Annotated in this window: 24 protein-coding genes and 1 other RNA gene; 11 read left to right on the top strand and 14 right to left on the bottom strand. The window is 37.1% G+C overall.

Annotated features, from left to right (window positions below; all coding sequences use genetic code 11):
- The first annotated feature begins 81 nt into the window (after positions 1–81).
- Entirely contained in the window at positions 82–1,434 is a 1,353-nt protein-coding gene (locus CA834_RS04800) for a DEAD/DEAH box helicase (RefSeq protein ID WP_094967533.1), read from the top strand.
- Positions 1,435–1,707: 273 nt separating this feature from the next.
- Here the strand turns inward: CA834_RS04800 and CA834_RS04790 are convergent, their stop codons facing one another.
- A complete protein-coding gene (locus tag CA834_RS04790; RefSeq protein ID WP_094967531.1) occupies positions 1,708–2,112 on the bottom strand; it encodes a DUF2721 domain-containing protein in 405 nt (134 codons plus the stop codon).
- A gap of 196 nt (positions 2,113–2,308) precedes the next feature.
- Between CA834_RS04790 and CA834_RS04785 the strand changes: the two genes are divergently transcribed.
- Positions 2,309–2,899, top strand: a complete 591-nt coding sequence (locus CA834_RS04785) for a hypothetical protein (RefSeq protein WP_094967530.1) — start codon at positions 2,309–2,311, stop codon at positions 2,897–2,899.
- On the opposite strand, the gene CA834_RS04780 is transcribed toward CA834_RS04785, so the two are convergent.
- From CA834_RS04780 to CA834_RS04765, 4 genes are all read right to left on the bottom strand, one after another.
- Positions 2,900–3,736, bottom strand: coding sequence for a DUF922 domain-containing protein (locus CA834_RS04780; RefSeq protein WP_110476926.1), 837 nt, complete (start codon positions 3,734–3,736; stop codon positions 2,900–2,902). It lies immediately after the preceding gene.
- A gap of 59 nt (positions 3,737–3,795) precedes the next feature.
- Positions 3,796–5,202: a dihydrolipoyl dehydrogenase gene (gene lpdA / locus CA834_RS04775; RefSeq protein WP_094967528.1), complete on the bottom strand. Its 1,407-nt coding sequence runs from the start codon at positions 5,200–5,202 to the stop codon at positions 3,796–3,798.
- Between the two features lie 329 nt (positions 5,203–5,531).
- Complete coding sequence (locus tag CA834_RS04770) at positions 5,532–6,302, bottom strand: LuxR C-terminal-related transcriptional regulator (protein WP_094967527.1); 771 nt, start codon at positions 6,300–6,302, stop codon at positions 5,532–5,534.
- Positions 6,303–6,373: 71 nt separating this feature from the next.
- On the bottom strand, positions 6,374–6,832 hold the full coding sequence (locus CA834_RS04765; protein WP_094967526.1) for an Lrp/AsnC family transcriptional regulator: 459 nt from the start codon (positions 6,830–6,832) through the stop codon (positions 6,374–6,376).
- Between the two features lie 159 nt (positions 6,833–6,991).
- Here CA834_RS04765 and CA834_RS04760 point away from each other — a divergent pair, with 159 nt between their 5' ends.
- Complete coding sequence (locus CA834_RS04760) at positions 6,992–8,212, top strand: aminotransferase class I/II-fold pyridoxal phosphate-dependent enzyme (protein WP_094967525.1); 1,221 nt, start codon at positions 6,992–6,994, stop codon at positions 8,210–8,212.
- Between the two features lie 29 nt (positions 8,213–8,241).
- On the opposite strand, the gene CA834_RS04755 is transcribed toward CA834_RS04760, so the two are convergent.
- Positions 8,242–9,276: a metal-dependent hydrolase gene (locus tag CA834_RS04755; protein WP_094967737.1), complete on the bottom strand. Its 1,035-nt coding sequence runs from the start codon at positions 9,274–9,276 to the stop codon at positions 8,242–8,244.
- 82 nt (positions 9,277–9,358) lie between these two features.
- Between CA834_RS04755 and nhaC the strand changes: the two genes are divergently transcribed.
- Complete coding sequence (gene nhaC, locus CA834_RS04750; RefSeq protein WP_094967524.1) at positions 9,359–10,849, top strand: Na+/H+ antiporter NhaC; 1,491 nt, start codon at positions 9,359–9,361, stop codon at positions 10,847–10,849.
- Position 10,850: 1 nt separating this feature from the next.
- Here nhaC and CA834_RS04745 read toward each other — a convergent pair whose 3' ends face one another.
- Both CA834_RS04745 and katG read right to left on the bottom strand, forming a co-directional pair.
- A complete protein-coding gene (locus CA834_RS04745; protein ID WP_094967523.1) occupies positions 10,851–11,321 on the bottom strand; it encodes an ankyrin repeat domain-containing protein in 471 nt (156 codons plus the stop codon).
- Positions 11,322–11,397: 76 nt separating this feature from the next.
- Positions 11,398–13,608 (bottom strand): catalase/peroxidase HPI, encoded by a 2,211-nt coding sequence (katG, locus tag CA834_RS04740; protein ID WP_094967522.1) that lies wholly within the window; start codon positions 13,606–13,608, stop codon positions 11,398–11,400.
- A 262-nt stretch (positions 13,609–13,870) separates the two neighbouring features.
- Here katG and CA834_RS04735 point away from each other — a divergent pair, with 262 nt between their 5' ends.
- Complete coding sequence (locus CA834_RS04735; RefSeq protein ID WP_094967521.1) at positions 13,871–14,590, top strand: hypothetical protein; 720 nt, start codon at positions 13,871–13,873, stop codon at positions 14,588–14,590.
- Positions 14,591–14,648: 58 nt separating this feature from the next.
- On the opposite strand, the gene CA834_RS04730 is transcribed toward CA834_RS04735, so the two are convergent.
- Positions 14,649–15,437: a prohibitin family protein gene (locus CA834_RS04730; protein WP_094967520.1), complete on the bottom strand. Its 789-nt coding sequence runs from the start codon at positions 15,435–15,437 to the stop codon at positions 14,649–14,651.
- A gap of 208 nt (positions 15,438–15,645) precedes the next feature.
- Here CA834_RS04730 and CA834_RS04725 point away from each other — a divergent pair, with 208 nt between their 5' ends.
- Positions 15,646–15,882 carry a putative signal transducing protein gene (locus CA834_RS04725; protein WP_094967519.1) on the top strand — a complete coding sequence of 79 codons (237 nt, stop codon included), beginning with the start codon at positions 15,646–15,648 and terminating at the stop codon, positions 15,880–15,882.
- Positions 15,883–15,940: 58 nt separating this feature from the next.
- Here CA834_RS04725 and CA834_RS04720 read toward each other — a convergent pair whose 3' ends face one another.
- Positions 15,941–17,566 (bottom strand): ABC-F family ATP-binding cassette domain-containing protein, encoded by a 1,626-nt coding sequence (locus tag CA834_RS04720; RefSeq protein ID WP_094967518.1) that lies wholly within the window; start codon positions 17,564–17,566, stop codon positions 15,941–15,943.
- Between the two features lie 150 nt (positions 17,567–17,716).
- Here CA834_RS04720 and CA834_RS04715 point away from each other — a divergent pair, with 150 nt between their 5' ends.
- Entirely contained in the window at positions 17,717–19,165 is a 1,449-nt protein-coding gene (locus tag CA834_RS04715) for a thioredoxin-like domain-containing protein (RefSeq protein ID WP_094967517.1), read from the top strand.
- A 32-nt stretch (positions 19,166–19,197) separates the two neighbouring features.
- Here CA834_RS04715 and fsa read toward each other — a convergent pair whose 3' ends face one another.
- The 4 genes from fsa to ffs all read right to left on the bottom strand — a co-directional run bounded on the left by fsa (position 19,198) and on the right by ffs (position 21,466).
- Positions 19,198–19,851 (bottom strand): fructose-6-phosphate aldolase, encoded by a 654-nt coding sequence (gene fsa, locus CA834_RS04710; RefSeq protein ID WP_094967516.1) that lies wholly within the window; start codon positions 19,849–19,851, stop codon positions 19,198–19,200.
- Between the two features lie 118 nt (positions 19,852–19,969).
- Positions 19,970–20,377, bottom strand: a complete 408-nt coding sequence (locus CA834_RS04705; protein WP_094967515.1) for a hypothetical protein — start codon at positions 20,375–20,377, stop codon at positions 19,970–19,972.
- 44 nt (positions 20,378–20,421) lie between these two features.
- Positions 20,422–21,225, bottom strand: coding sequence for an SDR family oxidoreductase (locus CA834_RS04700; RefSeq protein ID WP_094967514.1), 804 nt, complete (start codon positions 21,223–21,225; stop codon positions 20,422–20,424).
- 142 nt (positions 21,226–21,367) lie between these two features.
- Positions 21,368–21,466, bottom strand: an RNA gene (gene ffs, locus CA834_RS04695) — signal recognition particle sRNA small type.
- Between the two features lie 90 nt (positions 21,467–21,556).
- Here ffs and CA834_RS04690 point away from each other — a divergent pair.
- From CA834_RS04690 to CA834_RS04675, 4 genes are all read left to right on the top strand, one after another.
- Complete coding sequence (locus tag CA834_RS04690; RefSeq protein WP_094967513.1) at positions 21,557–22,585, top strand: glutaminyl-peptide cyclotransferase; 1,029 nt, start codon at positions 21,557–21,559, stop codon at positions 22,583–22,585.
- 5 nt (positions 22,586–22,590) lie between these two features.
- Positions 22,591–22,980 carry an acyl-CoA thioesterase gene (locus CA834_RS04685; RefSeq protein WP_094967512.1) on the top strand — a complete coding sequence of 130 codons (390 nt, stop codon included), beginning with the start codon at positions 22,591–22,593 and terminating at the stop codon, positions 22,978–22,980.
- An 82-nt stretch (positions 22,981–23,062) separates the two neighbouring features.
- Positions 23,063–23,830 (top strand): peptidase associated/transthyretin-like domain-containing protein, encoded by a 768-nt coding sequence (locus CA834_RS04680; RefSeq protein WP_133085451.1) that lies wholly within the window; start codon positions 23,063–23,065, stop codon positions 23,828–23,830.
- An 81-nt stretch (positions 23,831–23,911) separates the two neighbouring features.
- A complete protein-coding gene (locus CA834_RS04675; RefSeq protein ID WP_094967510.1) occupies positions 23,912–25,486 on the top strand; it encodes a hypothetical protein in 1,575 nt (524 codons plus the stop codon).
- Positions 25,487–25,505: the final 19 nt, after the last annotated feature.

Here is a 25,505-nt window from a genome sequence, read left to right as displayed (position 1 = left end):
AAAAGCGCTGGCATTAAGCTCCTAAAATTAAATGAGCACTAAAATCCGAAACCTTATCTTTGCGGAAAAGACATTAGTCCTGTGACCTTTCAAGACCTTAATTTAAATACACCATTATATAACGCCATTGAAGACCTGGGTTTTGAAAAACCAACCCCCATACAGGCGCAAGCTTTTAATCTTGTAGCCTCAGGAAAGGATATGGTCGGTATTGCACAAACGGGCACGGGAAAGACCTTTGCTTACATGCTCCCTATATTACGACATCTAAAATATTCTAGACAGGACAATCCAAGGGTTCTAGTTCTTGTACCCACAAGGGAACTGGTGGTGCAGGTTGTCAATGAAATTGAAAAACTATCTAAATACATAAATAACCGTGTTTTGGGCGTTTATGGCGGAACCAATATTAATACGCAAAAACAAGCCGTAGCACAGGGTCAGGATATTATTGTAGCCACTCCTGGACGGCTATATGATTTGGCCGTTAGCCGGGTGCTACAGCTGAAATCCATTCAAAAATTAGTGATTGATGAGGTTGATGTGATGCTAGACTTAGGGTTTAGACACCAACTGATGAACATATTTGATATTTTGCCTGAACGAAGACAGAATATTATGTTTTCAGCCACCATGACCAGTGATGTTGACGCACTAATACAGGACTTTTTCATTAACCCTCAAAAAGTATCAGTGGCCGTGTCTGGAACACCATTGGAAAATATAGAACAATTACGTTATGACGTTCCAAATTTTTACACCAAAGTAAATCTACTGACATATTTACTTGAAGACCATAATAACTTCAACAAGGTTTTAATTTTTGTGGGCTATAAAAAAATAGCCGACCGTTTGTATGACATGCTTGAAGCACGTTTTGGTGGTGACGTTTGTGTCATTCACTCTAACAAAACCCAAAACTACAGATTGCGGAGTATTGAAAATTTTGAAAATGGCATACACCGTATTTTAGTGGCCACAGATGTTATGGCTAGAGGTTTGGATATTGACGACGTGACCCATGTAATCAGTTTTGACACCCCTCAATATCCTGAAAATTATATGCACCGCATTGGACGAACAGGTCGCGCTGAAAAAAAGGGTCAATCCATCCTATTTTCAACTGAGCAGGAACAAACCTTTAGAGCTAAGATTGAAGAATTAATGCAAATGCAAATAAAAACCAATACACTACCAGAAGGTGTAGAGGTTTCAAAGGAACTGGCACCTGAAGAACGGCCTGTAGTTAAAGAACGTCACAACCCAACAAAACGATTAGATGATACTACGGGGCCAGCATTTCATGAGAAAAAAACAAAAAACAAAAAAGAAAATCTTGGTGGTTCCTATAGACGTGATATAACGAAGAAGTACAAAAAACCAAAAACCAAAGGAGATAAAAATTATAATCGACGCAATAAAAAACGGAAATAAAAAACCTCTTCCAATGAAGAGGTTTAATGTTTCAAGTGCGCAGGACCATATTTATCTCAAGATAAAATCTATAACCCTAACCTTATAGTTGATCCTGCAAGTGCACTTGATATCGCATATATTTTATGGTAATAACGTTTGGCCTATACTAGGATTTGTCAAAAATACTGAAATAACTTTAAGAGATTTTACTGTTTCTAAATCAAGTTTAAAAAATATTTTTCTTGCAAGAATGATTGACGTTCAAATCAAAATAACCAACCTGTACTACGGTTATTTTTTTAAATGACTTTCAATGTCATTCAAATGGTGGCTTAAGGCCCTTGCCGAAATCTGAATTTCCCAAATGAGCAAGGCCAAGGATAATATTAATAGCACCAAAGCAATACCGAAAATCCAAATTGCCAATACTTGTTCATTTATATAAATCAGGAACATGGTGAGCACGCATAGCAATAAACTAGAAATACCTAGTATCTGCATATAGCGCGTAAGATTAAGCCTTAATTTTAAATTATTAATCTGACGTCTTAAGGACTCCTCTTGACGTTTTTTATATTTTTCACTCAGGTTTCTTATAACCGCTGCGTAAGCCAAAAAACGATTAGTATAGGCAAGCATGATTAAAGAAATAGCAGAAAACAAAAGTGCAGGTGTTGTTAGGGTAAGTGCTTCCAAAATTTAAGATTTGTTCAAAAATAAAGATCTTGCTTCATTTTCAGAGGTTTAATTCCTTATAAATATACCTTACCCTTTATCGAGGAAATTGGTATTGGATTTGAATTTCATCTGTTTTTAGTTAGACTTTAACTATTTTCAATACCTATTTTCAAAAATCATTTTTATCTTTAAGTAGCCTTAAAGCCATCTACTTATGAATAATTTTCTTTACACTGCCATACCCAACCTAAAGCCGTTTGATTATTCAGAACACTATAAAACGCATTTTATAAACCAGAATTGGGTTCTAGTGAACGGGATTTCTGAAAAAAAATCGGTCTATACCTTCAAAAACGATAACATTCTTGAAATAACGAGACAAGATGATGTCATAAATACTTCTTGGGAAATAGACATGCAAAATGTATTTACCGTAGAAACTGAAGATGGTCTCATTGTCGTAAAAGCCTACTTTAAAGACAATGATATTTTGGTTCTTGATTATCAAAATAAGGACGACTTCGCTTTATTCATAAATACAACAGATTATAATGAAGATGTGAATTCAGTTGACGACATCAACAATTTTCTTAAGGCAAAATACCGCAAAAAAGTCAGTAATGTTATTTATGAACACCAGTTCTATTATATAGAAAAAGCTGAGGAGTTTGGCCCTTTTAAAGTTGAAAAACTAAACGAAAAAGTAAAAAAGGAGGAAATAAGCCCGTATTGCTTTGTGAGGGATATCAACGAAAATGATTACAGCAAACGATTGCGAATAGCTGATTTAATACAAGAACTCTAATTAATCTGGAGCTCTGTACAAGGCGTACTTTTCTAATTCCAGTTCTACGATGGCTTCCCAATTTTCTTGGGTATGCTTTTTGTCGCCGTGCTTTGTTTCCCTGTCATATTTATCTTGACGCTTTTGAAGCTCTTGAAATATTTGGTCAAAAATAACTTTAGCACGTAGCATATCATCGCTTGTTACTTTGGAATCGGCTAACGCCTTTCGCAATTTTCTAGAATAAATTTCAGTAATGTCAAAGTGAATCTGCTCGTGCCTTAAAACATAATCATTTCTACCTTCTGGCAATACCCAACTCGAATTATTATAAAATACACTTTGCACAAAAACCTCACCCTGTTTAAACATACTTATTCCAGATTCATATCCAAATCCTGAATTGGTTAGAGCCAAAGCATTGGGAAAATTTTCTAAGTCTGGCTCACCTTTAAAATCATCCCAAGTTAGCTTTCTATCTGCACGCCATTCAATTTGGGTCTCATAAGACTTAGGTTGATTTACGTTATAGATTGTAGCTTTGAGTCTGTGGCAAGTGCTCCAGCCGTCTGGTAGCTTATGTTCTGTGATTTTTATAAGGTTGGCTCCTTCCGCTCTTGCCAAAGCTTTTAAATTCTTTATATTTTCATAATACGTACAATTAACTGCCAAACCACTATCCTTAGCCTCAAGATTTCCTATAATATCTCCAGAAATAGTTTGATCATCTGTTATATCCAAGACTACAATTAAAGCATTATCATCTAAAGGTGGTAGTGTGGTGGCTATTTTACTTTTCAACTTTGGGGAACAGCTAAAAACGACTAGAGTTATTATAATTCCTATTACTTTTTTCATATGACTAACTAAAAAAAAGCGAACTGTCAGAGTTCGCTTTTTAAATTCAATTTAAAAACTTATACGTGTAATGCTCTATCATCAGTTGCTGCGAGTGCCGCTTCTTTTACAGCCTCTGCAAATGTTGGATGCGCGTGTGAATACCGTGAAATATCCTCGGCTGAAGCCCTAAATTCCATAGCAGTTACAGCCTCTGCAATTAAATCCGCGCAACGTGCACCAATCATGTGCACACCAAGAACCTCGTCGGTTGTCTTGTCTGCCAGGATTTTGACAAACCCATCTATATCGCCACTTGCCCTAGCTCTCCCTAAGGCCCTAAATGGAAATTGACCAACTTTATAGGCTACATTATCAGCTTTCAATTCCTCTTCTGTTTTTCCTACTGCAGCAACTTCAGGCCAAGTGTAAACAACACCGGGAATTAGATTGTAATCAATATGTGGTTTCTGACCAGCCAAAGTCTCAGCGACGAAAACACCTTCTTCTTCAGCTTTATGCGCTAGCATAGCGCCACGAACAACATCGCCAATAGCGTAGATATTTGAAGTTGATGTCTGTAAATGCTCATTAACCTCGATCTGTCCCCTATCATTTATTTTAACACCAGCTGCTTCAGTATTTAATCCTTCCGTATAAGGTCTGCGCCCAACAGATACCAAACAGTAATCCCCTTTAAATTCAACAACTTCACCTTTTTTATTTTCAGCTTTCACAACCACTTCATCACCTTTACGCTCAACAGACTGCACCTTGTGCGACATCATCATATTGCACTTCGCTTTTTTAAAGACTTTATTCAACTCCTTGGACAGACCTGCGTCCATGGTTGGTAAAATACGGTCCATATATTCAATCACGGTAACTTCTGCGCCTAAGCGATAGTAAACTTGTCCCAATTCTAAACCGATAACACCACCGCCAATAATGATCATATGCTTTGGAACTTCCTTAAGCTTAAGGGCTTCCGTAGATGTTATAATTCGTTCTTTATCTAATGTAATGAATGGCAAGTTACTAGGCTTGCTTCCCGTAGCTATAATGATATGCTTTCCCTCGATAGTATCTGTTGACCCATCGTTTTTAGCCACATTGATATGGGTTGCATCTTTAAAAGACCCTAAACCTTCATAAACGTCAATTTTATTCTTGTCCATTAAGTAATTTATACCACCTGTAGTTTGATCTACAACGGCCTGTTTACGGGCAATCATTTTTTCCAAATTCACTTTGATGTCTCCTGGGATTTCAATACCGTGCTCTTCGAAATGCTTTGTTGCCTCTTCATAATGGTGAGACGAACTTAAAAGAGCCTTGCTGGGAATACAACCAACATTTAAGCAGGTACCACCAAGTGTTGCGTATTTTTCAATAATGGCCGTCTTCATTCCCAATTGAGCACAGCGAATTGCTGCGACATAACCACCAGGACCGGAGCCAATAATTACCACATCATATGAATTCATAAAATAATTTTTTTTATCAGGTTAAAAGGACTACAAAAGTACGATTTAGATATAGTTTTTGCATATGAACTGCAAGTAATTTTAATAGACCTAGAAGAAATTTATAGGACTGCCTTAGAAAAATAAAGTGCCTTGTAAAAGTGATAACCACTTTGAAGCAAGACACTTGTATCTAGTTCCCCTTAGAAACTAATTAATAGCACAACAAAAGTCTAAAAATATTCGGTTAAAGGCAATACTCAAATTGAGTAAATTACATTCCGCAACCCATCAAAAAGAGACTATCATTAATTCTATCTCTTAAGGTAAGCTGTTAATAAATGAATTCCCTAAATTAGATTATGATTGAGCTTTAACATACCCACTAACTCGCCTGTAGAAGAAATATTTAGTTTCTTTAGAATATTTCTCCTATGGGTGTCCACGGTATTAGGACTGATACTTAACTTCTCCGCGATTTCCTTACTGGATTTATTCAAAACCAATAAGCGGATGATATCGCGTTCTCGGTTACTAATGCCATCAGTTAATAATTTTTGAGAATAATTATTAAAAAACTTAGTTACATATTCCTTGTTATCGTTTAAAAGTTTGGCCGTAGCACAAACCTGTGTAGGAATTTCATGATGTAATACCGTATAATGAGCCAGTCCTATTATTGGTTTATTGTCCTTATCAAATTCTAAGGGAGTCGTGTTTTGTACAATATTTACGTAGTCGTCATTACCATTCCTTAACCTGTAATTCCAGGTATAGGTCATATTATTTCTATCTTCAACAGCGATAGAACTTAAGGTGTAATTCATCAGGTCATTTAATGCTTTAAGCCACATTTCAATATCCTCAGGGTGCATTCTTGACCAGAAAAAGCGCATTCCTTTTGACTTGAGCTCATGACGGTCAAGACCAAGACAAGCGTGCATGTTCTTACTGATATATTCGAAATTTAAATCTTGGGTATTAGTAATACAAAAGAATGTAGAACTATAGGGTAAATAAACATCTAACTCAATTATTTTCTTTATGTGCTCACTGAGAAAAGGATTATTATAGGATTTAAATATGTCCTCGTATAATACTTCAATTGTTTTAAAATCCATAGGCCTTAAAATAGTTTTCGAAGATATCAAAAATAAAACTGGGCTTAACAACAAGCATCGATACCGCTAAGTTAAAAATTAAGTAAGGTGGTATATTTAACTTCATTAATCACAAACATGCTGTGCGTACTTCCTATATGGTCTATTTTGGTCAATTTAGCCACCATAAATTCCCTGAATTCCTTCATGTCCCTCACTAATACCTTTAAAATATAATCATAATCACCACTCATGTGATAGCACTCCAAAACCTCTTCTAGTCTAGCCACCTCGCGTTCAAATTTCATAACGTAATCCTGTGAGTGCTGCACAAGTTTAACATGGCAAAATGCTATAAAATTTCTATCAATGGCTTCTTTATTAACCAAGGCCACATAGTGGTCTATTACCTTGTGCTTTTCAAGCTTTTTAATCCGCTCATAGACAGCGGTTACAGAGAGCCCCAATTCATTTGATAGTGCCTTAGTGGTTCTTTTACAATCTTGCTGTAATAATTTGAGAAGATCCTTGTCAGTTGTGTCGAGCTGCATAATGTGGTTTTTTCAGTTATTGTAAGAGTCTACCTTATAATTATAGATTAAATTTTTAATAAATGCAATTTTTATAGATGTTTTTTCTAAACATACATAGTTCAATTGATTTTTAAACTAATTATATCGAATTTTGATATAAATCAACAATATATACTCATGACGTTTAAACCCGCAAATCAAATACAAGACTTACAATATTTTGGAGAATTCGGAGGGGTGAATCCATCTATTTCAGACTCATCCACCTATACCTTTTTATCGGCTAAAACTATGTTCGATACCTTTGAAGGTAATGCCGATGGATGTTATTTATACTCTCGCCATTCATCACCGTCAAATTTATATCTCGGTGAGGCCTTAGCGGCAATGGAAGGGACAGAAACAGCTACCGTAACGTCATCAGGAATGGGAGCTATCACAGCAGTATTAATGCAGCTTTGTGGAAACGGCGAACATGTTGTGAGCAGCAGGACAATTTACGGAGGGACCTATGCTTTCTTAAAAAATTTCGCTCCGCGTTTGGGTATCAACACAAGTTTTGTCGATATCACTAAATTAGAGGTTGTTGAAGCTGCCATAACAAAAGACACTCGAGTTTTATACTGCGAATCGGTCAGCAACCCCTTATTGGAAGTTGCCGATATCAGAGGCTTGGCAAAAATAGCCAATAAGTATAGCTTAAAACTCGTTGTCGATAACACCTTTTCTCCTTTATCTATTTCGCCAAAAAAATTAGGAGCAGATATCGTAATCCACAGTCTTACGAAATTCATTAATGGGTCAAGTGATACTGTTGGTGGTGTTATCTGCGGCACACAAGATTTTATAGATGAGTTACGAAACGTCAATGATGGGGCCGCAATGTTACTTGGCTCTACAATGGATAGCTTGCGTTCAGCTTCTATTTTAAAAAATCTTAGAACCTTACATATTAGGATGCAGCAACATAGTAAAAATGCTCTCTTTTTAGCTCAAAAATTTGAAGGTTTAGGATTAAAACCTGTATATCCTGGTTTAGCAGCCCATCCGTCGCACGAGTTGTTTAAAACTATGATGAACGAGGCCTATGGCTTCGGTGGCATGCTAACTATAGATGTTGGCAGTTTAGATAAGGCTAATACATTAATGGAATTAATGCAGGAGCGAAACCTTGGCTATTTAGCGGTAAGCTTAGGGTTTTATAAAACCCTATTCTCTGCCCCAGGAAGTTCTACGTCTTCTGAAATACCTGAAGATGAACAAAAGGAAATGGGGTTAAGTCATGGCTTAATTCGATTTTCAATAGGATTAGACGCCGATATTGAACGAACTTTTGAAATGATGAAGCAATGCATGATGGATTTGAAAATTTTAAAAGCAGAATCAATTGAAGGATAATGGATTGTCACGTGTAGAGTAAACACGGATTATTCGCCTTTTAATCTTTTGAACATTGGTCCAAAAAGGGATTCGATAGTTGGGTCTTCGTTCAGTTTGGGAATGCGGTTCTTAATATCCCATCGACCACTTCTTTTTATGAGGGTGAATGAAAATAAAGTGGATGATGCATCGTCTGGATTCAGTAAAGGATAGCGCAGGTCATCAAAAATATATTCATCTTCTTCATTCGTTGCGGTGATATTGTAATAGTCATTGCTAAACCAAGCCAGTAAAGCTAAGTCCTTGTGCTGCATTGGGAGTAAGCCATGATGTTTTTCTATCCTAGCCCAATTCTTAAAATTTTTCTCCTTATCGAAATGGGAGAAAAACCCGAAATAATAAAATGACCTAGTCTCAGCAACACCATACCATAAAACGTTGTTGAAAATGGTTGGCTGTACCTGGAACCGTTCGTACATAACTTTGTTGTCCTTTAATGACTGTTCAAAGATTGTTTCCACATAATTTTCGTTAAACAGGGTTGCTATCATATATATGGAACTCAGTCCTACACCTATAAAAAGTAAATGTCTCCGACGTTGATGTGTTCGTTTATAGAACATTGCCATTATCAGAGGCACTATAAAAGGCACGGTGTACAAAGGGTCAACTACCGCAATATTGTTAAAGGCAACCTTGTAATTGGAAAAAGGCGCAAAAAGTTGGGTGCCGTATGGCGTAAAACTATCTAAAATGGGATGTGTAAACAACGCCCAAAAAAACAACCCTATCCAATCCTTTAAGACCGTAGTACCCGTCCGTTTTCCTTTATCATATAATTTAAAAACTAGCCAGCCAAAGGCAAAGGCTCCTATAAAAGCGAATAAAAAGGAATGCATAAAACCCCTGTGAAACACTAAAGCATGTATTTCATTTCTGTAAATAAGCCTGCCCACAATGACATCTAAGTCTGGAATTGTACCACCAATGGCTCCAAAAAGCATGGCCTTATTCCCTATTTTCTTTCCGAGTGTTGCTTCACCACAAGCAGCTCCTAATACTATCTGAGTTAATGAATCCATAATTACAGCTGTAAAAATACGCAATTAATGCATTTGCAAATCGCTAGGCAAAATCGTAACATTACAAACCAAAATAAGGGCTATGGAAGACGAAAAGAATATTTCTGAATTTGAAATGGAAGACCAAAAAATAGTTTCGAATACGGAACTAAGTATTTGGGAGGCCTTAATTCCAGTGATTGCTTTAATAGGAATGTTAGCTTATAATATTTATGTCTATGGAGATGATGCTTTAAGTGGAAGTAATCAATTTATCCTTCTTATGGGAGCAACAGTAGCCGCGATTGTTGGATTTTTGAATAAGGTGACGTATAAGCGTATGCTAAGTGAAGTTGCCGAGAATGTGAAATCCACAACAGGTGCCCTTTTGATTTTGCTTATGGTTGGTGCCCTAGCCGGGACTTGGCTTATTAGTGGTATTATACCAACAATGATATATTATGGCCTTCAAATTTTAAATCCTACTATATTTCTGGCTGCATGCGTTATAATTTGTGCCATAATTTCAATTGCCACGGGCAGTAGCTGGACAACTTCAGCGACGGTTGGTATAGCTTTAGTCGGTATTGGGGAAACGTTAGGTATTTCCATTGGCATGACTGCTGGTGCGGTACTTTCTGGGGCTTATTTTGGAGATAAGATGTCTCCGCTCAGTGATACAACCAATCTTGCTCCAGCAATGGCAGGCGGTGAATTATTTAGTCATATCAAATATATGTCACTTACCACCATTCCCACAATAGTAATCACTCTCATTATATTTATTATAATTGGTTTTAGTATAGATACTTCAGGATCCCCGCAAATTTCAGACAAACTCAATGCCATTAAGGGTGCCTTTACTATAAGCCCATGGCTATTTGTTGTTCCTGTTTTGGTCATTGGTATGATCATCAAAAAAACACCGCCTTTAATCGCCTTATTACTTGGCGCATTATTAGGAGGCGTAGCTGCAATCATTGCTCAACCAAATATAGTAGCAACTGTTGCAGGTGCTGAAACCTTAAATTTTCAATCGGCTTACCGAGGTGTAATGAATGCCTTAACTGTAGACACCTCGGTAACAACGACGAGTGAAGAATTGAATGATTTATTTTCGGCTGGTGGTATGAAGGGAATGCTGGGGACAATTTGGCTTATTGTCTGTGCAATGGTTTTTGGTGGTGTTATGGATGCCATTGGCGCACTTTCTAGAATTACGGATGCCTTGCTGAAACGAGCAACATCTATCTTTGGACTCTTTGCTAGTACTGTAGCTAGCTGTTTAGCGCTTAACGTCACAGCATCGGACCAATATTTAGCACTAGTGGTTCCTGGTAAAATGTTTAAAAAAGCTTATGAAGATAGAGGGCTAGCTCCTGAAAATTTAAGTAGAACACTTGAAGACTCCGGTACGGTAACTTCGGTGCTTATACCATGGAATACTTGTGGAGCTTACCACTCAAAGGTTTTATTCGGATATGCTGGAGCTACAGCCTACATTCCATTTGCCTTTTTTAGTATCATAAGTCCATTTATGACCTTAATATTCGCAGCTTTCAAGATTAAGATTAAAATGCTGAGAGACAAGTAATCTATTCCAAAAGGTCTACAATTTCAGAAAAGCTGTTCTCGCGAGCATAATCTAAGGCGGTCTTGCCTTCGCTATCCTTGGCAGAAGAATCGGCTTTATATTCTAATAGTACTTTAACACTTTCAATCTTATTGTACATACAGGAAAAAATCAAAGGCGTTGTGCCTTTGTTATTAGAAAGGTTTACATCAGCTCCGTGATTCAATAAATAACGCGTGAGTTTAGTGTTACCTTTAAAACAGACACCCATTAGGGCAGTATTTCCAGAGGCATCTACAGCGTCTATAGTTGCACGCTTATCAATGAGATATTTTGCAATGTCATCTTGCCCAAAATAGGTAGCGAAAATTAGTGGTGTGAAGCCTCGCGCATCCGTTTTGTTCACTAAATCTGGATTATGCGTTAACTGTAATTTTACATTATCTAAATTCCCCGATTGGATTGTACTAAAAAATAATTCGGTGGCATTCATAACTTTAAATCTAAATATTTAAAAAGGAATGTACTTTACAGCACATTCCTTTTAATTGTTCTAATAGAGTCAAAAATTATTTTCTTAAGTCAAAACGATCAAGGTTCATAACCTTAACCCATGCCTTAACAAAATCCTTGATGAATTTCTCTTCACCATCATTGGCGCCATACACTTCGCAAACGGCTCTTAATTCAGTATTTGAACCAAAAATTAAATCAGCTCGGGTAGCTGTAAATTTAAGTTCACCTGTTCTGCGATCTCTTCCTTCGAAGTAACGCTCATCTCCTTCAGATGGACTCCAAGTATAGGCCATGTCAAGAATGTTCGTGAAAAAATCGTTAGTTAATGTGCCTACTCGGTCAGTAAACACACCATCCTTTGACCCATTGTAATTAGCGCCCAACACTCTTAAACCACCTACCAACACGGTCATTTCTGGAATAGACAATGAAAGGAGATTTGCACGATCTACTAGTAAATCCTCGGCGGCAATTTGTAAATCAGATTTAATATAATTTCTGAATCCGTCTGCTAAAGGTCTTAGATAATTAAAGCTTTCTATATCGGTTTGCTCTTGCGATGCATCACCGCGTCCACCAGAAAAAGGAACTGTAATGTCGTAACCAGCCTTTTTAGCAGCTTCCTCAACACCTACTACACCTCCAAGCACAATTAAATCGGCGATCGAGATTGTTCCTGAAAAATCTTTTTGTATTCCTTCATATACATTTAGAACTTTATCTAGCGCTTTAGGGTTATTCACTTCCCAGCTACGCTGCGGCTCTAATCGTAAGCGACCACCATTGGCACCACCTCTTTTATCAGAATCTCGATATGTAGATGCCGAAGCCCATGCCGTAGATATTAGTTGCGGAATTGAAAGACCTGACACCAATATCATCTTTTTGAGTTTAGAAACATCCGCATCGCTCAAGGTGTAATTTACCTTAGGAATAGGGTCCTGCCATAATAATTCTTCTTTTGGAACTTCCGGGCCGAGATACCGGTCAATTGGGCCCATATCCCTATGTGTTAATTTGTACCACGCTCTGGCAAAAGCGTCCTCAAAAGCTTTGTGGTCTTTGTGGAATTTTTTAGATATTTCCAAATAAGCCGGGTCGGTTTTTAAAGCAATATCTGCTGTGGTCATCATAAGGGTTTGCTTCCCATTTGGATCACCCGCCTTTGGTGCCATTCTCGCATTAGATTCAGCGGTCGGTCTCCATTGGTGAGCGCCAGCAGGGCTCTTAGTAAGTTCCCAATCATAATTTAATAGAACGTCAAAATAATCATGGTCCCATTGGGTTGGGTTGGGTGTCCAAGCTCCCTCTATACCACTTGTAATGGCATCATCTAGAACACCAGTACGATATGAGTTTTTCCACCCTGTACTCATTTCTTCTATGGAAGCTCCATGTGGTTCTGGTCCAACATATTTGTTCGGGTCTGCCGCACCATGTGCTTTTCCAAAGGTGTGACCTCCAGCAACTAATGCCACAGTCTCTTCATCGTTCATAGCCATACGGCCAAATGTCTCTCTTACATTTTTAGCGGAACCTAATGGATCAGGGTTACCATTTGGCCCTTCAGGGTTTACATAAATCCAACCCATCATTACAGCACCCAAGTGCCCTTCTAACTCTCCATCTTCATATCTTTCATCATTTGCACCCCACTCTGTCTCACTTCCCCAATAGACATCTTGTTCTGGTTCCCAAATATCCTCGCGACCAGCAGCAAATCCAAAGGTCTTAAAGCCCATGGATTCTAGAGCACAGTTCCCTGCCAAAATCATTAAATCAGCCCAAGATATTTTTTTGCCATATTTCTTTTTTATTGGCCATAGGAGTAAGTGCGCTTTGTCAAGGTTGCCATTGTCTGGCCAGCTATTAATTGGAGCAAACCTCTGATTAGCACCGCCTGCACCACCTCGGCCATCTCCTACTCTATAGGTTCCTGCGCTGTGCCAAGCCATTCTAATCATAAAACCTCCATAATGACCATAATCCGCTGGCCACCAATCTTGAGAGTCTGTCATGGCGTTGATGACATCTTGCTTCAATTCTTGAAAATCGATACTGTTGAATTCCTTAGCATAATCAAAAGTCTCACCTAGGGGATTTGACTTTGCAGCATGCTGTCTTAAAATATTGAGCTTAAGCTCATTTGGCCACCAATCTCTATTTTTGGTACCTCCACCAGCAGTTATCTTCTGTGTGCCACTCAAAAAAGGGCACTTACTTGCATCGCTACTGTTAATGTTGTGGTTTCCTGTGTTGTCCATATCTTTTTATTCGTTTTATTTTTCGAATCTTAAAATTATGAAATAAAACTGCGATTCCATTTTTTTACACATACTATCTTTTTATTTTTCAATAGACGACATCTATAGCAATCATTTTTAAAATTTAAAAGACAAATACAAAACCTTATTTTGTTTAAGTAAATGACTGAATAAATGAGAATATCAATGGAAATGTTAAACACAAATGTTAAAGACTTGTACAGGATGATTTTCATTATTAACTTTAAAAACAAAAACGCATATGCTATTGAAAAAGACGAATATTGAGGAGAAGCTTAGTCGCTTAAAAAATAAATCTATTACTGAAGACCATATCCTAAATGCTGTTCGTGATATTTTGACAAATGACGACAGCAAGGATGAACGCATTGTCGACACCCTTCAGTCGGGAAAACCGTCAGATCGAAATGATTTCAACTTCGATTTACTGGCAACTGAAAACATCTACCATATAGAGCATATTAAAACAATCTGTATAGATTATCGCTTGCGTTTTTTGGACTCCAAATACTTTAAAGGGCAATTGCCTTATGAAGCTGTTTCAAAAATAAAGCAGTTGGAAAAAGAACACAATACCGAATTAAAGGGTTTTAAAATTATAGCGCCTTCTAAATTGTTTAAATTGGAAAATGCGGATGACCCTTTACTGTTTGCTCCAATAGGCAACGGTTATTATTACTTAGTCCATAAGTGGGGTAATGATTTAAATCCCTTTAGAAAATTACTAATGTGGCCCTACAAAACTTTCACAAATCTTATCATTGCCACATTGTTGGTTAGCCTATTTGCTACGGCACTTTTTCCAGAGGGTATTTTTTCAAATGAGCCAAACTCTTCCCAAGCGGGAATGATTTTCTTTTTTATGTTTAAGTCCATAGCCGCCATGGTCATTTATTATGGCTTTGCTGCAGGCAAGAATTTCAACACAGCAATTTGGGACAGCAAATACTTTAACGCTTAATTTTAGGTCAAATAAAAAACCTCGATAAATCTAAATCGAGGTTTTTTTTTAAAAGACGTTACTGTTCTTCTGGAGTTTTTTCTGAGTTGATTAAATACGGTGTTTTTCCGTCTGTAATAATGACTTTACTATTTGCTGACTTTGCTAATTCCTTGAAAGCTTCGATACTTCTTATTTTGATTATTGCTGGTGTTAAGCCTTCAGATAAAATTTTTTGAGCATCACGAGTGCCTTCAGCCTCTATAATTTTGCGCTGTGCTTCCAGTCTTTCTTGCTGCAAAATAAACTCCATACGCATTGCGTCTTGTTCTGCTTGTAGCTTTTGCTCAATACTAGTGGAGAGACCACTAGGTAATTGAATACTCTTCATCAGTACAGCCTCAATATTAATGCCTTGCTTATTCAAATTTTCATGCATTTTATCTTGAATAGCCAATTCTATATCGGCACGTCTGCCTGAATGCATATCCTTTGCAAAAAACTGAGAACACACATCGGCAGAAGCGGACCTGAAAACACTAGTAATAACACCTGTATAATTAGGACCTATCTTCTCAAGAATTTCTGGAACACGATCTACTTCCAAACGATATAAAATAGAAATTTCAGAAGTAACACTAAGTCCTTCTTTTGTTGGTAGATTAAGGGATAGTTCTAAATTATTGGTTTGAATAGATTCCTTGACCACCTTTGTTGTAAATGGATTATACCATATAGTACCTTGCGTGGTTACCTTATCCTCTAGTTCCCCTAATTTTTGTTTCATACCGGCTTCTCCTGGTCTAATAACAGCACAATTAAAGAGCAATAATATTGCAAGAGGAATTAACATTAATTTTGATTTCATAACAATTGATTTTAAAGAATTTGACGTTATATAAAGATACAAAACGAGGGGTCAATTTTCTTATGTGGAAAAGTTAACGCTATGCTAAATCACTCCTAAAATCCGTTAAAAAAATAAGAACCTAAAAACGTTTAGCCTCACCTAAAAAAGATTGTAAATCTTGAGAATTTTTTGTATCTTCTATTCATAAACTCAATAAAAAAAGGCCATGTCAGAATCAGAATACACTAAAGTTTTTGAGAGTAATTTTATTATGGTTACTAGGGTCAAAGCTGGATTAGAAAATATTGGAATTACACCAATCATTAAGGACCAAGGTGAATCACAGAGGCTTGGTGGCCAAGGCTCCATAAACAATGGTTGGCAAGAGGTTTTTGTAAACAACGATGAACTAGAAAAGGCTATGCAGGTTGTAAATCAGGTCAAGGCCGAAATGGAGGCCTAATAGAGATAATCTGGCATCAAGAATTGTATAGTTTGTTTTTTGGCTTTAACTCTAAACATTAAGCGGTAACCGTGTACATTTTTTCACGTTGCTCTTTTATTTTCTTGTCGTTCATATAGTCATCAAAGGTCATATACCTATCAATAACCCCATTTGGTGTTAGCTCTATGATTCTATTTCCAACGGTTTGTGCGAACTCATGGTCGTGTGTCGTTAACATGACCGTGCCCTTAAAATTCTTTAGAGAATTATTAAAAGCGGTAATACTTTCCAAATCTAAATGATTTGTTGGCTCATCTAGCATTAGAACATTAGCTCTCATCATCATCATCCTACTTAACATACATCGCACCTTTTCACCACCGGATAATACGTTCGCTGTTTTTAAAGCTTCTTCTCCACTAAAAATCATTTTACCTAAAAATCCACGAATATAAACTTCTTCCCGCTCCTCTTCAGTGGTTGCCCATTGCCTTAACCAATCAACCAAAGTTAGCTTGTTATTGAAATATTCACTATTGTCAAGCGGTAAGTAAGACTGTGTCGTGGTAACACCCCATGCATAGGTACCGGAATCGGCCTTTTGTTTTCCATTGATTATTTGATAGAAGGCTGTTGTTGCTCTAGAATCCTTGGCATATACAATCACCTTTTCTCCTTTGTTTAGATTGATATCTATACCTTTAAAAAGCGTTTCTCCATCTAAACTAGCCGAAAGACCTTTAACATTTAATATCTGATCACCAGCTTCGCGCTCACGCTCAAAAATTATGGCTGGATAACGACGACTAGAACGCTTTATATCAGCAATATTCAACTTTTCAATCATCTTCTTTCTGCTGGTTGCCTGTTTAGATTTTGCAACGTTAGCAGAAAATCTACGGATAAATTCCTCAAGTTCCTTTTTCTTCTCTTCCGCTTTTTTATTTTGCTGTGCGTGTTGTCTGGCTGCCAACTGAGATGACTCATACCAAAAGGTATAGTTTCCTGAAAAATGATTAATCTTTCCGAAATCTATATCAGAAATATGTGTGCAGACGGCATCTAAAAAGTGTCTGTCATGAGATACCACAATTACACAGTTTTCATAATTGGCCAAGAAGTTTTCTAACCAAGTAATAGTCTCGTAATCTAGATCATTGGTAGGCTCATCCATGATTAAAACGTCGGGGTTTCCAAATAAGGCCTGCGCTAAAAGCACCCGAACTTTCTGCTTACCATCTAAATCACTCATCAATGAATAATGCAAATCTTCCTTGATACCCAAATTTGACAGCATTGCAGCTGCGTCACTATCAGCATTCCAACCGTTCATTTCTTCAAACTGCACTTGTAGCTCTCCTATCTTTTCTGCATTCTCATCCGTGTAATCAGCATAAAGTGCATCGATTTCAGACTTTAGTTTATAAAGCGGCTTGTTGCCTTTCAGAACCGTTTCCAAAACCGTATCTGAGTCGTATTTGTTATGGTCTTGTTCTAAAACAGACATACGTTTACCAGGTTCTAAATGAACATGACCAGACGTCGGGTCCATCTTACCGGAAAGTATCTTTAGAAATGTCGATTTTCCTGCACCATTAGCTCCAATAATACCGTAACAATTACCTGAGTTGAAACTAGTATTGACCTCATCGAAAAGTACACGTTTTCCAAACTGAACTGATAAATTTGAAACTGATAACATATTTTGCCTTTTAAAATTGCCGCAAAAGTAGAAAAATAAAGCCATTAGACGAAATAAATGAACCGTATAACAAGATTTAACGAGGCATTAACAAGACATGACCCGTCCAACCCATATTTTTGTTGATATCTAACTTATACTTAGGCTTTCATGCTCTCCAGATACGCTGTTCCTGTTTTTCTTTTATTGGCCATTGCTATTGGCTGTAAGTTCAGTAGTAATGACAAGGAATCTTATGCTTACATTGGTGGCGAAATCGTTAACCCTAAAAATACCAGTGTTGCTATTTATGATGCCGATGGAGAACTTTTGGACTCCATTATGTTAGACAACAACAACAGATTCAATTATAAAATTCCCGAGGTTCAAGCAGGTCTCTATACTATTGCCCATGGCGGGGAATATCAGATGCTTATTGTAGAACCAAATGACAGTATCATGTTTAGGCTTAATACCTATGACTTTGATGAATCCTTGGTTTTTACAGGTGAGGGTGCCAAGAAGAACAACTATCTCATTAAAACGTATTTATACATAGATGATGAGGCTAAAAAGTTGGTAAAGAATGCGAAAATGGAACCTGAAGAGTTCGATGCATTTGTTGAAAATCGTCGCCAAAAGCAGTTGAATGAATTTTATAAATTTCTAGAAAATAATAATGAGTCTGATTTTTTTAAGACCATTATTGAATCCTACATTAACTATAGCGCTTTAGCGGATAAGGAAATTTATCCTTTTGCTTATTTTGGTAATAACAAACTTATTCATGTTAAGGATCTACCTGAAAGCTTTTATTCCTACCGAGATACAATAAACTACAACGCTGCTCACCTAAGTAGTTTCTTTGCTTACAACCGATTTTTATTTTCCCATATAGATAACCTAGCCTTAAACGCGTATTACAAAAGCAATGCGTACCACAGTAAGTTTAACAGGCACTCCATGGATTACAACAAATCAAAGTTAGATTTAATAGATAGTATTATAGAAAATGAAATCATAAAAAATCGCTTATTGAAGTACAAGGCTAGAGACTACATCAGCCATAATCACACTCAGGCTGAAGCTGCCGAAATGTTGGATTATTATCTTCAGAAAAGTACAAACCAAAAAGACAAAGAGTACATGATGGAATTGGTCAGTAACCTCGAACTACTAAGGCAAGGAAACCCTTTACCAGACCTAGCTTTAGTAAATTACGACCAAACTGAACACAACCTCAATTCCATAATAACCAAACCAACGATAATTTATTTCTGGTCTTCGCACTCTAAGTCACAGTACAGGAACAGCCACTATAAGGTGAAGCAATTAAAAGAAAAATTTCCTGATATGGATTTCATTTCCATTTATATTAACGACAACGACGATAAATACTGGAAGGACGTCATTAGAAACTATAATTTCCCTACACAAAAAGAATATAAATTCAAGAACTCCAAAAAAGCGCTTAAAACTTTAGCTGTCAACTATTTAAATAAAGCTATTATTGTTGATGAAAACAGTAATATTTTACATCCCAATGCTAATATATTCCATTCTAAATTTGACAAAACGCTTGAGGAACTTACACAAAAAAGCATCTCATTGACTAAATAAGATGCTCTTTCAAAACTTTTAAGTCTACCTGCTTAATTACCCTTTTTATAATCTGCAAGAAACTTTTCAAGACCTATATCGGTTAATGGATGCTTTAGAAGTCCGACGATAGAACTTAATGGTCCAGTCATAACATCCGCACCCAATTTAGCACAATCAATAATATGCATGGTATGACGCACGGAAGCTGCTAGAATCTCTGTTTCAAAAGAATAGTTGTCATAAATATGACGAATCTCAGCAATTAAGTTAAGACCGTCGGTTGAAATATCGTCTAAGCGTCCAATAAAAGGGGATACATAGGTAGCACCCGCTTTTGCCGCTAAAAGAGCTTGACCTGGAGAAAATACTAAAGTAACATTGGTTTTAATACCTTTATCAGAGAAGTACTTACACGCTTTGATTCCGTCTTTTATCATTGGTAATTTTATGACGATTTGATCATGGAGTTCTGCCAAAGCTTCCCCCTCCCTAACCATACCATCAAAATCAGTAGAAATGACCTCAGCAGAAACATCACCATCTACAATATTGCAGATATCAACATAATGTTTCATGATATTATCAACTCCAGTAATACCCTCTTTAGCCATTAAGGAAGGATTGGTAGTAACACCATCTAAAATACCCATATCCTGAGCTTCTTTAATCTGCTCGAGATTGGCTGTATCAATAAAAAATTTCATGAAATGTAAATTTGAATTGTTGTAAGTTTTATTTTGCAAAAATACGACTTCTTAAGGGCTTGACTTTAATTAAGTCGTTAAAACATATTAACAAATAAATGTGAAGCTTTGTTCCGTATTACTCAATAATCAAGGTGTAAGTTTTTGAAGTGTTGTATTCACATAATTCAGAGTCTTCTTCACCAAAGCCATCCCTAAACGGTCCATCAACAAATAGATTCAAGACGATTTGATAGGTCCCCGTTACTTCAGGTGTGCCTTCTATACTTATAGTTCTGTAATTGACAAAAAAATCTAAGCCTTCGGGTAAGGGTTCGGCGAATTCAAAAAAATAGTCGTAATCATTATCTCTTGGTTCATTTTTTATTTCCGCGGAAACATCGACATAATAATAGGTTTCCGTTGAGCCAATTGGAAAAGTTTTATTTTCTAGCTCTGGTCTTCTATCGATTAGACATTCCCAAAAATCATTGCAGCCAAAAAGTAAAATGCACCCTAGCAACGGTAAAAATTTTAGAGTTTTCATTACAGCTTATTTTAGAAATAGCACTTCAAATAGCGTACCAACTTCTATAGATTGTAATGCTTCATGAGTAATTTTTCATAAACCTTGCCTGGGAGACATCGCTTTAGGACAATTGAAAACTTTTGCATAACCTTACCTACCTTATAATGTATTTTAGGACGGTCCGTGTTGATTATTTTATAAATGACATTGGCCATATCCTTTGGGTCACTGCCCTCATCCACATGGTTATTCATGATCTCAAGGTTTTCACCGTATTTCTTCTTGTATGGAGAGGTGTCTAAAAGTGGTGCATGATAACGGCCGGCCGCAATATTCGTTGCAAAATCTCCTGGGGCAACATTGCACATTTCTATGTTAAATGGCTTGAGCTCCATTCTAAACGCTTCAGTGAGAATTTCTAGCGCACCTTTACTTGCGCTATATATACCTCTATACGGGAGTCCCATATATCCGGCAATGGAGGTAATATTTATAATAAGTCCCGAATTTGCCGCACGCATACTCGGCAGAACAGCTTTTATCACACTAATAGGACCAAAAAAATTAGTTTCAAAATTTCGTTTTATTTCTTGGTCTGGAATCTCTTCTATAGGCCCAGTAATGCCTGCACCGGCATTGTTAATGAGCACATCAATTCTAGTTGTACGTTCTAACATTTCAGAAATACAATGCGAAATGGTTTCGGGTTTGGTGACGTCTAAGGTTAAAAGTGGAAATTTTGAATCGGGATATTTATTAGGCTCTCGGCTCGTTCCATAGACCTGAAATCCTTTGTCAACTAAATACTCACCAACAGATTTTCCGATACCGGAAGACCCTCCTGTTATCAAAACTACTTTAGACATAATGTGATTGACATTTTCATGCCGAAAATACAAATTCCTAAACTATTATAGTGTTTAAAAGAGATTAGAAGTTGCACCGGAAAGGTCAATCCAAAAAAAGGTCTTAATAGCGCACTTCCTAGATTTGATTTTATGGCACAAAAAACGGCAAGCTACCTACATCACACCGCTACGACCGCGTACCTTTGCTGCGTTCCCGCCCTGGAGGATTAAGCAGGAGCTGGTTGTGTAGGACTTGCCGGGTGCAAAGATACAATCTTTTAATACTTGGGCAATGCTTTTTACACTGAATTTTATTTAATAACTTCGACAAAAATTTATAAAAAAATTCATGCGGTCAGTCAATCATATAATTCTTATTTTATTAGCGCTTATTAGTTTCACTTGCGGCGATAAAAAATCGCAAGAAAGCTCTCCATTTTCAATTAATACAAGTGAATCGTCGTTTAGGCTAGGTGACACCTTAAAATTAGAAATTAACAACCCTAAGCAATTAAGTATATCTGAAGTCAATTACAAAATAGACGAAAAACCAATTGGTCCAAATGACATTTTAGAAGGGGTCACATTAGGAAACAAAACCATAACAGCCCAAATTAGGTATGGTGATCGTACCGACACCATTTCAAAATCCATAAAAGTTTTCAATAATGTTGTTCCAACAATATACAGCTATGAAGTTGTAAACACATATCCCCATGATATTACGTCTTACACACAAGGTCTAGAATTTTATAAGAATGAGCTTTTTGAGAGCACGGGTCAGTACGAACAGTCTAAACTTAGAAAAATCAATTTTGAAACTGGAGAAGTCTTGAAGAATTTAAATTTGGGCGACAAGTATTTTGGTGAAGGCTTGACTATTCTCAACGATAAAATCTATCAGTTAACATGGCGCGCTAGAACCGGATTTATTTATGATGTCAACACCTTTGAGAAATTAAGCAGTTTCAAATATGGAACAAGTAAGGAAGGTTGGGGAATCTGCAATAATGGAGACGTCTTGTACAAGTCAGATGGTACTGAAAAAATTTGGATCTTAAACCCCGATGACCTTACGGAAAAAGGTCATATCGAAGTTTACACCGAAAAAGGTAAAATCCCTAGTCTTAACGAACTGGAGTGGGTCGATGGCAAAATATTTGCCAATATCTATCAGCGCAATGGCGTGGTAATTATAAATCCTGAAACTGGCGGTGTTGAAGGTGTAATTGATTTTAAACCCCTCAAAAAATTGGTAACACAGCACGACGATTTAGATGTTTTAAACGGGATTGCATACAACCCAGAGCGCCAGACCATTTTTGTGACGGGTAAAAACTGGGATAAGCTCTTCGAGGTCACCATTAAAAAGAAATAATAGGGTTGCAGGTTTTCGAAACATCCATTACGGTACAGACATCTGATTTAGATGACCTTCAACACGTTAACAACGTACGTTATGTGCAATGGGTACAAGATATCGCACAGGCCCATTGGCTCAAGAATGCAACAGACGATATATTAAGTGCATACTTTTGGGTACTTCTCTCCCATCATATAGACTATAAAAATCCAGCGTTTTTAGGAGATACTCTTACCTTGAAAACCTTTGTCTCAAAATCTGAAGGTGTAACTTCCACAAGACATGTAGAGATTCTCAATAGCACAACAGGTCAATTACTTGTTGCTTCAACGACCAAGTGGTGCTTTTTAAGCAAGGAAACCAAAAGACCAACGCGGATCACAGAAGCCGTAAAAACACTTTTTGATTAACAAAACTTTAGGTTAAAGTTATTTTAATCTCCAGGCCAAATCAATTTTAAACGTATTTCTTTAAGGCTGGAAAGAATTAAAAATGCGATATTCTGCGCTAGGCCTTATTTTATTTTTATCTTGTAATTATACGATGTTGTCACAAACATTAATGGGTAAGGTGTATGATGCCACTAGTACCGTTAAGGGTGTAAAGGTTTTTAATAAAACTCAAAATAGCCTTACGGCTACCAATGAAGACGGTGATTTTAGTATTCCGGCTAGGGTTGGTGACACCTTGGCCTTTGAGTCTCTTTTTCATCATCCAAAAGTTGAGATCCTAGAATCATTCCATTTTGAAAAGACAGCTGTTTTTGAACTTAAGACCATAATCAACACCTTAGATGAAGTAGAAATAAAAAGCGAGCCCGAGCAACCTGTTTTTGAGGAGGACACTTATAACATTGAGCTTCAAACTTTGATTCAGGAAGATATTAAGCGAAACCCTGGGCTTTATATGCCCCAAGGTTCGCAATACGGTGTCGATTTTATTTATTTAATTGGGCAGGTTGCCAAATTATTTACAGGCAAGCGCTCAAAGATACCGACCTTTAGGCCCATGACTTACAGGCAACTCGATTCCCTCTTTGAAAACAGTTCGTTTTTTAATAAACGCTTGTTAGATGAATCGCTTCAAATACCTCAAGACAAAAGGCAATTGTTTCTGGATTTCTACGCTGCGAAACAACCGAGTTCAGAATTACTAAAGGATGGTAAAAAAATGGAACTTCTAGAGGATCTGGTGCTTAATAGTCAACTCTTTTTAATGCTTCTAGAGCAATATGGCAAAGAATCCATAAGCAAGGATTAAAACGATCTATAATTGTTAGGGAGAATAATAATTGATAACTTCAAAAGTTATATTTTTAACCTTTATTTATCAAACCACTGTATGAAGCGATTGCTGTCATTTTTAATTTGCTTAATTATTTTAATATTCTGGAGCTCTTGTAGAAAGGATTTTGAATTTTCTCCAAGTACAGGAAATCTAGAATTCCAAAGAGATACTGTTTATCTAGATACCGTTTTTACGAATATAGGCTCTAGCACCTACAACTTAAAGGTGTATAATCGCAGTGATGACGATATCGTCATTCCTACTATTCAACTAGAAAACGGGGTTAATTCTTTCTACAGATTAAATGTAGATGGCGGCACTGGGCTAGAGGGTGCACAAGAAGGCAAATTCTTTGAGAATGTAGAGGTATTGGCTAATGATAGCCTCTTCATCTTTATTGAAACAACCATAGATATTGAAAGTCTTTCCAATTCAGATACACAATTTTTATATACCGACAGAATTCTTTTTGACGCTAGTAACGAGCAGCAAGATGTGGATTTGGTGACTCTGGTAAAAGACGCCGTCTTTATTTATCCTAATAGAAATGAAGATACAGGAATTATTGAGACCCTTGTATTTGATGTTAATGGCGATGGTGAACCGGACGAAACGTCCATACAAGGTCGTTTTTTGGAAGATGATGAGTTGACCTTTACAAACGAAAAGCCCTATGTTATATACGGGTACGCAGGCGTTGGTGCCGGGCAGACGCTTACCATGGAGCCGGGAACGCGCGTTCACTTTCATGCCAATTCTGGTATCATCGTTACCGATAATGGCACTTTAAATATTAATGGAAATTTAAGCACAGACCTTGAGGCTTTAGAGAACGAGGTAATTTTAGAAGGCGACCGACTAGAACCGTTGTTCGCGTCCATACCAGGCCAATGGGGAACTATTTGGTTATTTAATGGTAGCCTTAACAACACCATTAATTATGCTACGATTAAGAACGCTACCATCGGCATCCTTTCAGAAGGTAACCAAGCTGCTGTAAATGACAAATTAACCATTACCAATTCGCAAATTTATAACGCGAGTAGCTTTGGTATTTTAGGTCGGGCAACCTCAATCGCAGGAGAAAATGTAATAATCAATAATTGTGGGCAATCGGCCTTTGCGGGAACCTTTGGCGGTACATATAACTTTACGCACTGTACCATAACTAACTATTGGAATAACAGCTTTAGACAATTTCCTGCCTTACTTTTAAATGATTTTATTTTAGATGCGGACAATACGGTTACAGTAAACCCTCTGCCCACTGAGGCTAATTTTACCAATTGTATTGTTTATGGCAATAACAATCCGGAATTTCTATTGGAAAACCAAGGCAGCGATTTTAACTTTAAATTTACCAATTGTTTATTGCGCTTTGACAACGACAATCTGGAGAACACAGGGAATTACCAATTTGGAAACACCTTGTTTTACGAGGAGAATATCTTTAATCAAAATCCAGGTTTTGAGGGCGCTTTTGACAACCTTATGCGCATTGGAAACAACTCTGCCGCCAATGGTAATGCCCTACCCCTAGTGCCAGCAGGTAACGATATTTTAGGAACGCCAAGAAATACCACCGAGCCCGACATTGGTGCTTATGAAAGTACTTCGCTTAATGACTAGTATAGCTGCATGGTGTACA

Source organism: Winogradskyella aurantia (assembly GCF_002266855.1).
GTDB lineage: Bacteria > Bacteroidota > Bacteroidia > Flavobacteriales > Flavobacteriaceae > Winogradskyella > Winogradskyella aurantia.
Note: the sequence above shows the minus strand (reverse complement) of the source record. Positions and strands in the feature narration are given on the sequence as shown.

Excerpts from the sequence above, each read along its gene's own strand:
- CA834_RS04785 (WP_094967530.1), top strand. The coding sequence starts at position 2,309 with ATGAATAATTTTCTTTACACTGCCATACCCAACCTAAAGCCGTTTGAT.
- CA834_RS04780 (WP_110476926.1), bottom strand. The coding sequence starts at position 3,736 with ATGAAAAAAGTAATAGGAATTATAATAACTCTAGTCGTTTTTAGCTGT.
- lpdA (WP_094967528.1), bottom strand. The coding sequence starts at position 5,202 with ATGAATTCATATGATGTGGTAATTATTGGCTCCGGTCCTGGTGGTTAT.
- CA834_RS04770 (WP_094967527.1), bottom strand. The coding sequence starts at position 6,302 with ATGGATTTTAAAACAATTGAAGTATTATACGAGGACATATTTAAATCC.
- CA834_RS04765 (WP_094967526.1), bottom strand. The coding sequence starts at position 6,832 with ATGCAGCTCGACACAACTGACAAGGATCTTCTCAAATTATTACAGCAA.
- CA834_RS04760 (WP_094967525.1), top strand. The coding sequence starts at position 6,992 with ATGACGTTTAAACCCGCAAATCAAATACAAGACTTACAATATTTTGGA.
- CA834_RS04755 (WP_094967737.1), bottom strand. The coding sequence starts at position 9,276 with ATGGATTCATTAACTCAGATAGTATTAGGAGCTGCTTGTGGTGAAGCA.
- nhaC (WP_094967524.1), top strand. The coding sequence starts at position 9,359 with ATGGAAGACGAAAAGAATATTTCTGAATTTGAAATGGAAGACCAAAAA.
- CA834_RS04745 (WP_094967523.1), bottom strand. The coding sequence starts at position 11,321 with ATGAATGCCACCGAATTATTTTTTAGTACAATCCAATCGGGGAATTTA.
- katG (WP_094967522.1), bottom strand. The coding sequence starts at position 13,608 with ATGGACAACACAGGAAACCACAACATTAACAGTAGCGATGCAAGTAAG.
- CA834_RS04735 (WP_094967521.1), top strand. The coding sequence starts at position 13,871 with ATGCTATTGAAAAAGACGAATATTGAGGAGAAGCTTAGTCGCTTAAAA.
- CA834_RS04730 (WP_094967520.1), bottom strand. The coding sequence starts at position 15,437 with ATGAAATCAAAATTAATGTTAATTCCTCTTGCAATATTATTGCTCTTT.
- CA834_RS04725 (WP_094967519.1), top strand. The coding sequence starts at position 15,646 with ATGTCAGAATCAGAATACACTAAAGTTTTTGAGAGTAATTTTATTATG.
- CA834_RS04720 (WP_094967518.1), bottom strand. The coding sequence starts at position 17,566 with ATGTTATCAGTTTCAAATTTATCAGTTCAGTTTGGAAAACGTGTACTT.
- CA834_RS04715 (WP_094967517.1), top strand. The coding sequence starts at position 17,717 with ATGCTCTCCAGATACGCTGTTCCTGTTTTTCTTTTATTGGCCATTGCT.
- fsa (WP_094967516.1), bottom strand. The coding sequence starts at position 19,851 with ATGAAATTTTTTATTGATACAGCCAATCTCGAGCAGATTAAAGAAGCT.
- CA834_RS04705 (WP_094967515.1), bottom strand. The coding sequence starts at position 20,377 with ATGAAAACTCTAAAATTTTTACCGTTGCTAGGGTGCATTTTACTTTTT.
- CA834_RS04700 (WP_094967514.1), bottom strand. The coding sequence starts at position 21,225 with ATGTCTAAAGTAGTTTTGATAACAGGAGGGTCTTCCGGTATCGGAAAA.
- CA834_RS04690 (WP_094967513.1), top strand. The coding sequence starts at position 21,557 with ATGCGGTCAGTCAATCATATAATTCTTATTTTATTAGCGCTTATTAGT.
- CA834_RS04680 (WP_133085451.1), top strand. The coding sequence starts at position 23,063 with ATGCGATATTCTGCGCTAGGCCTTATTTTATTTTTATCTTGTAATTAT.
- CA834_RS04675 (WP_094967510.1), top strand. The coding sequence starts at position 23,912 with ATGAAGCGATTGCTGTCATTTTTAATTTGCTTAATTATTTTAATATTC.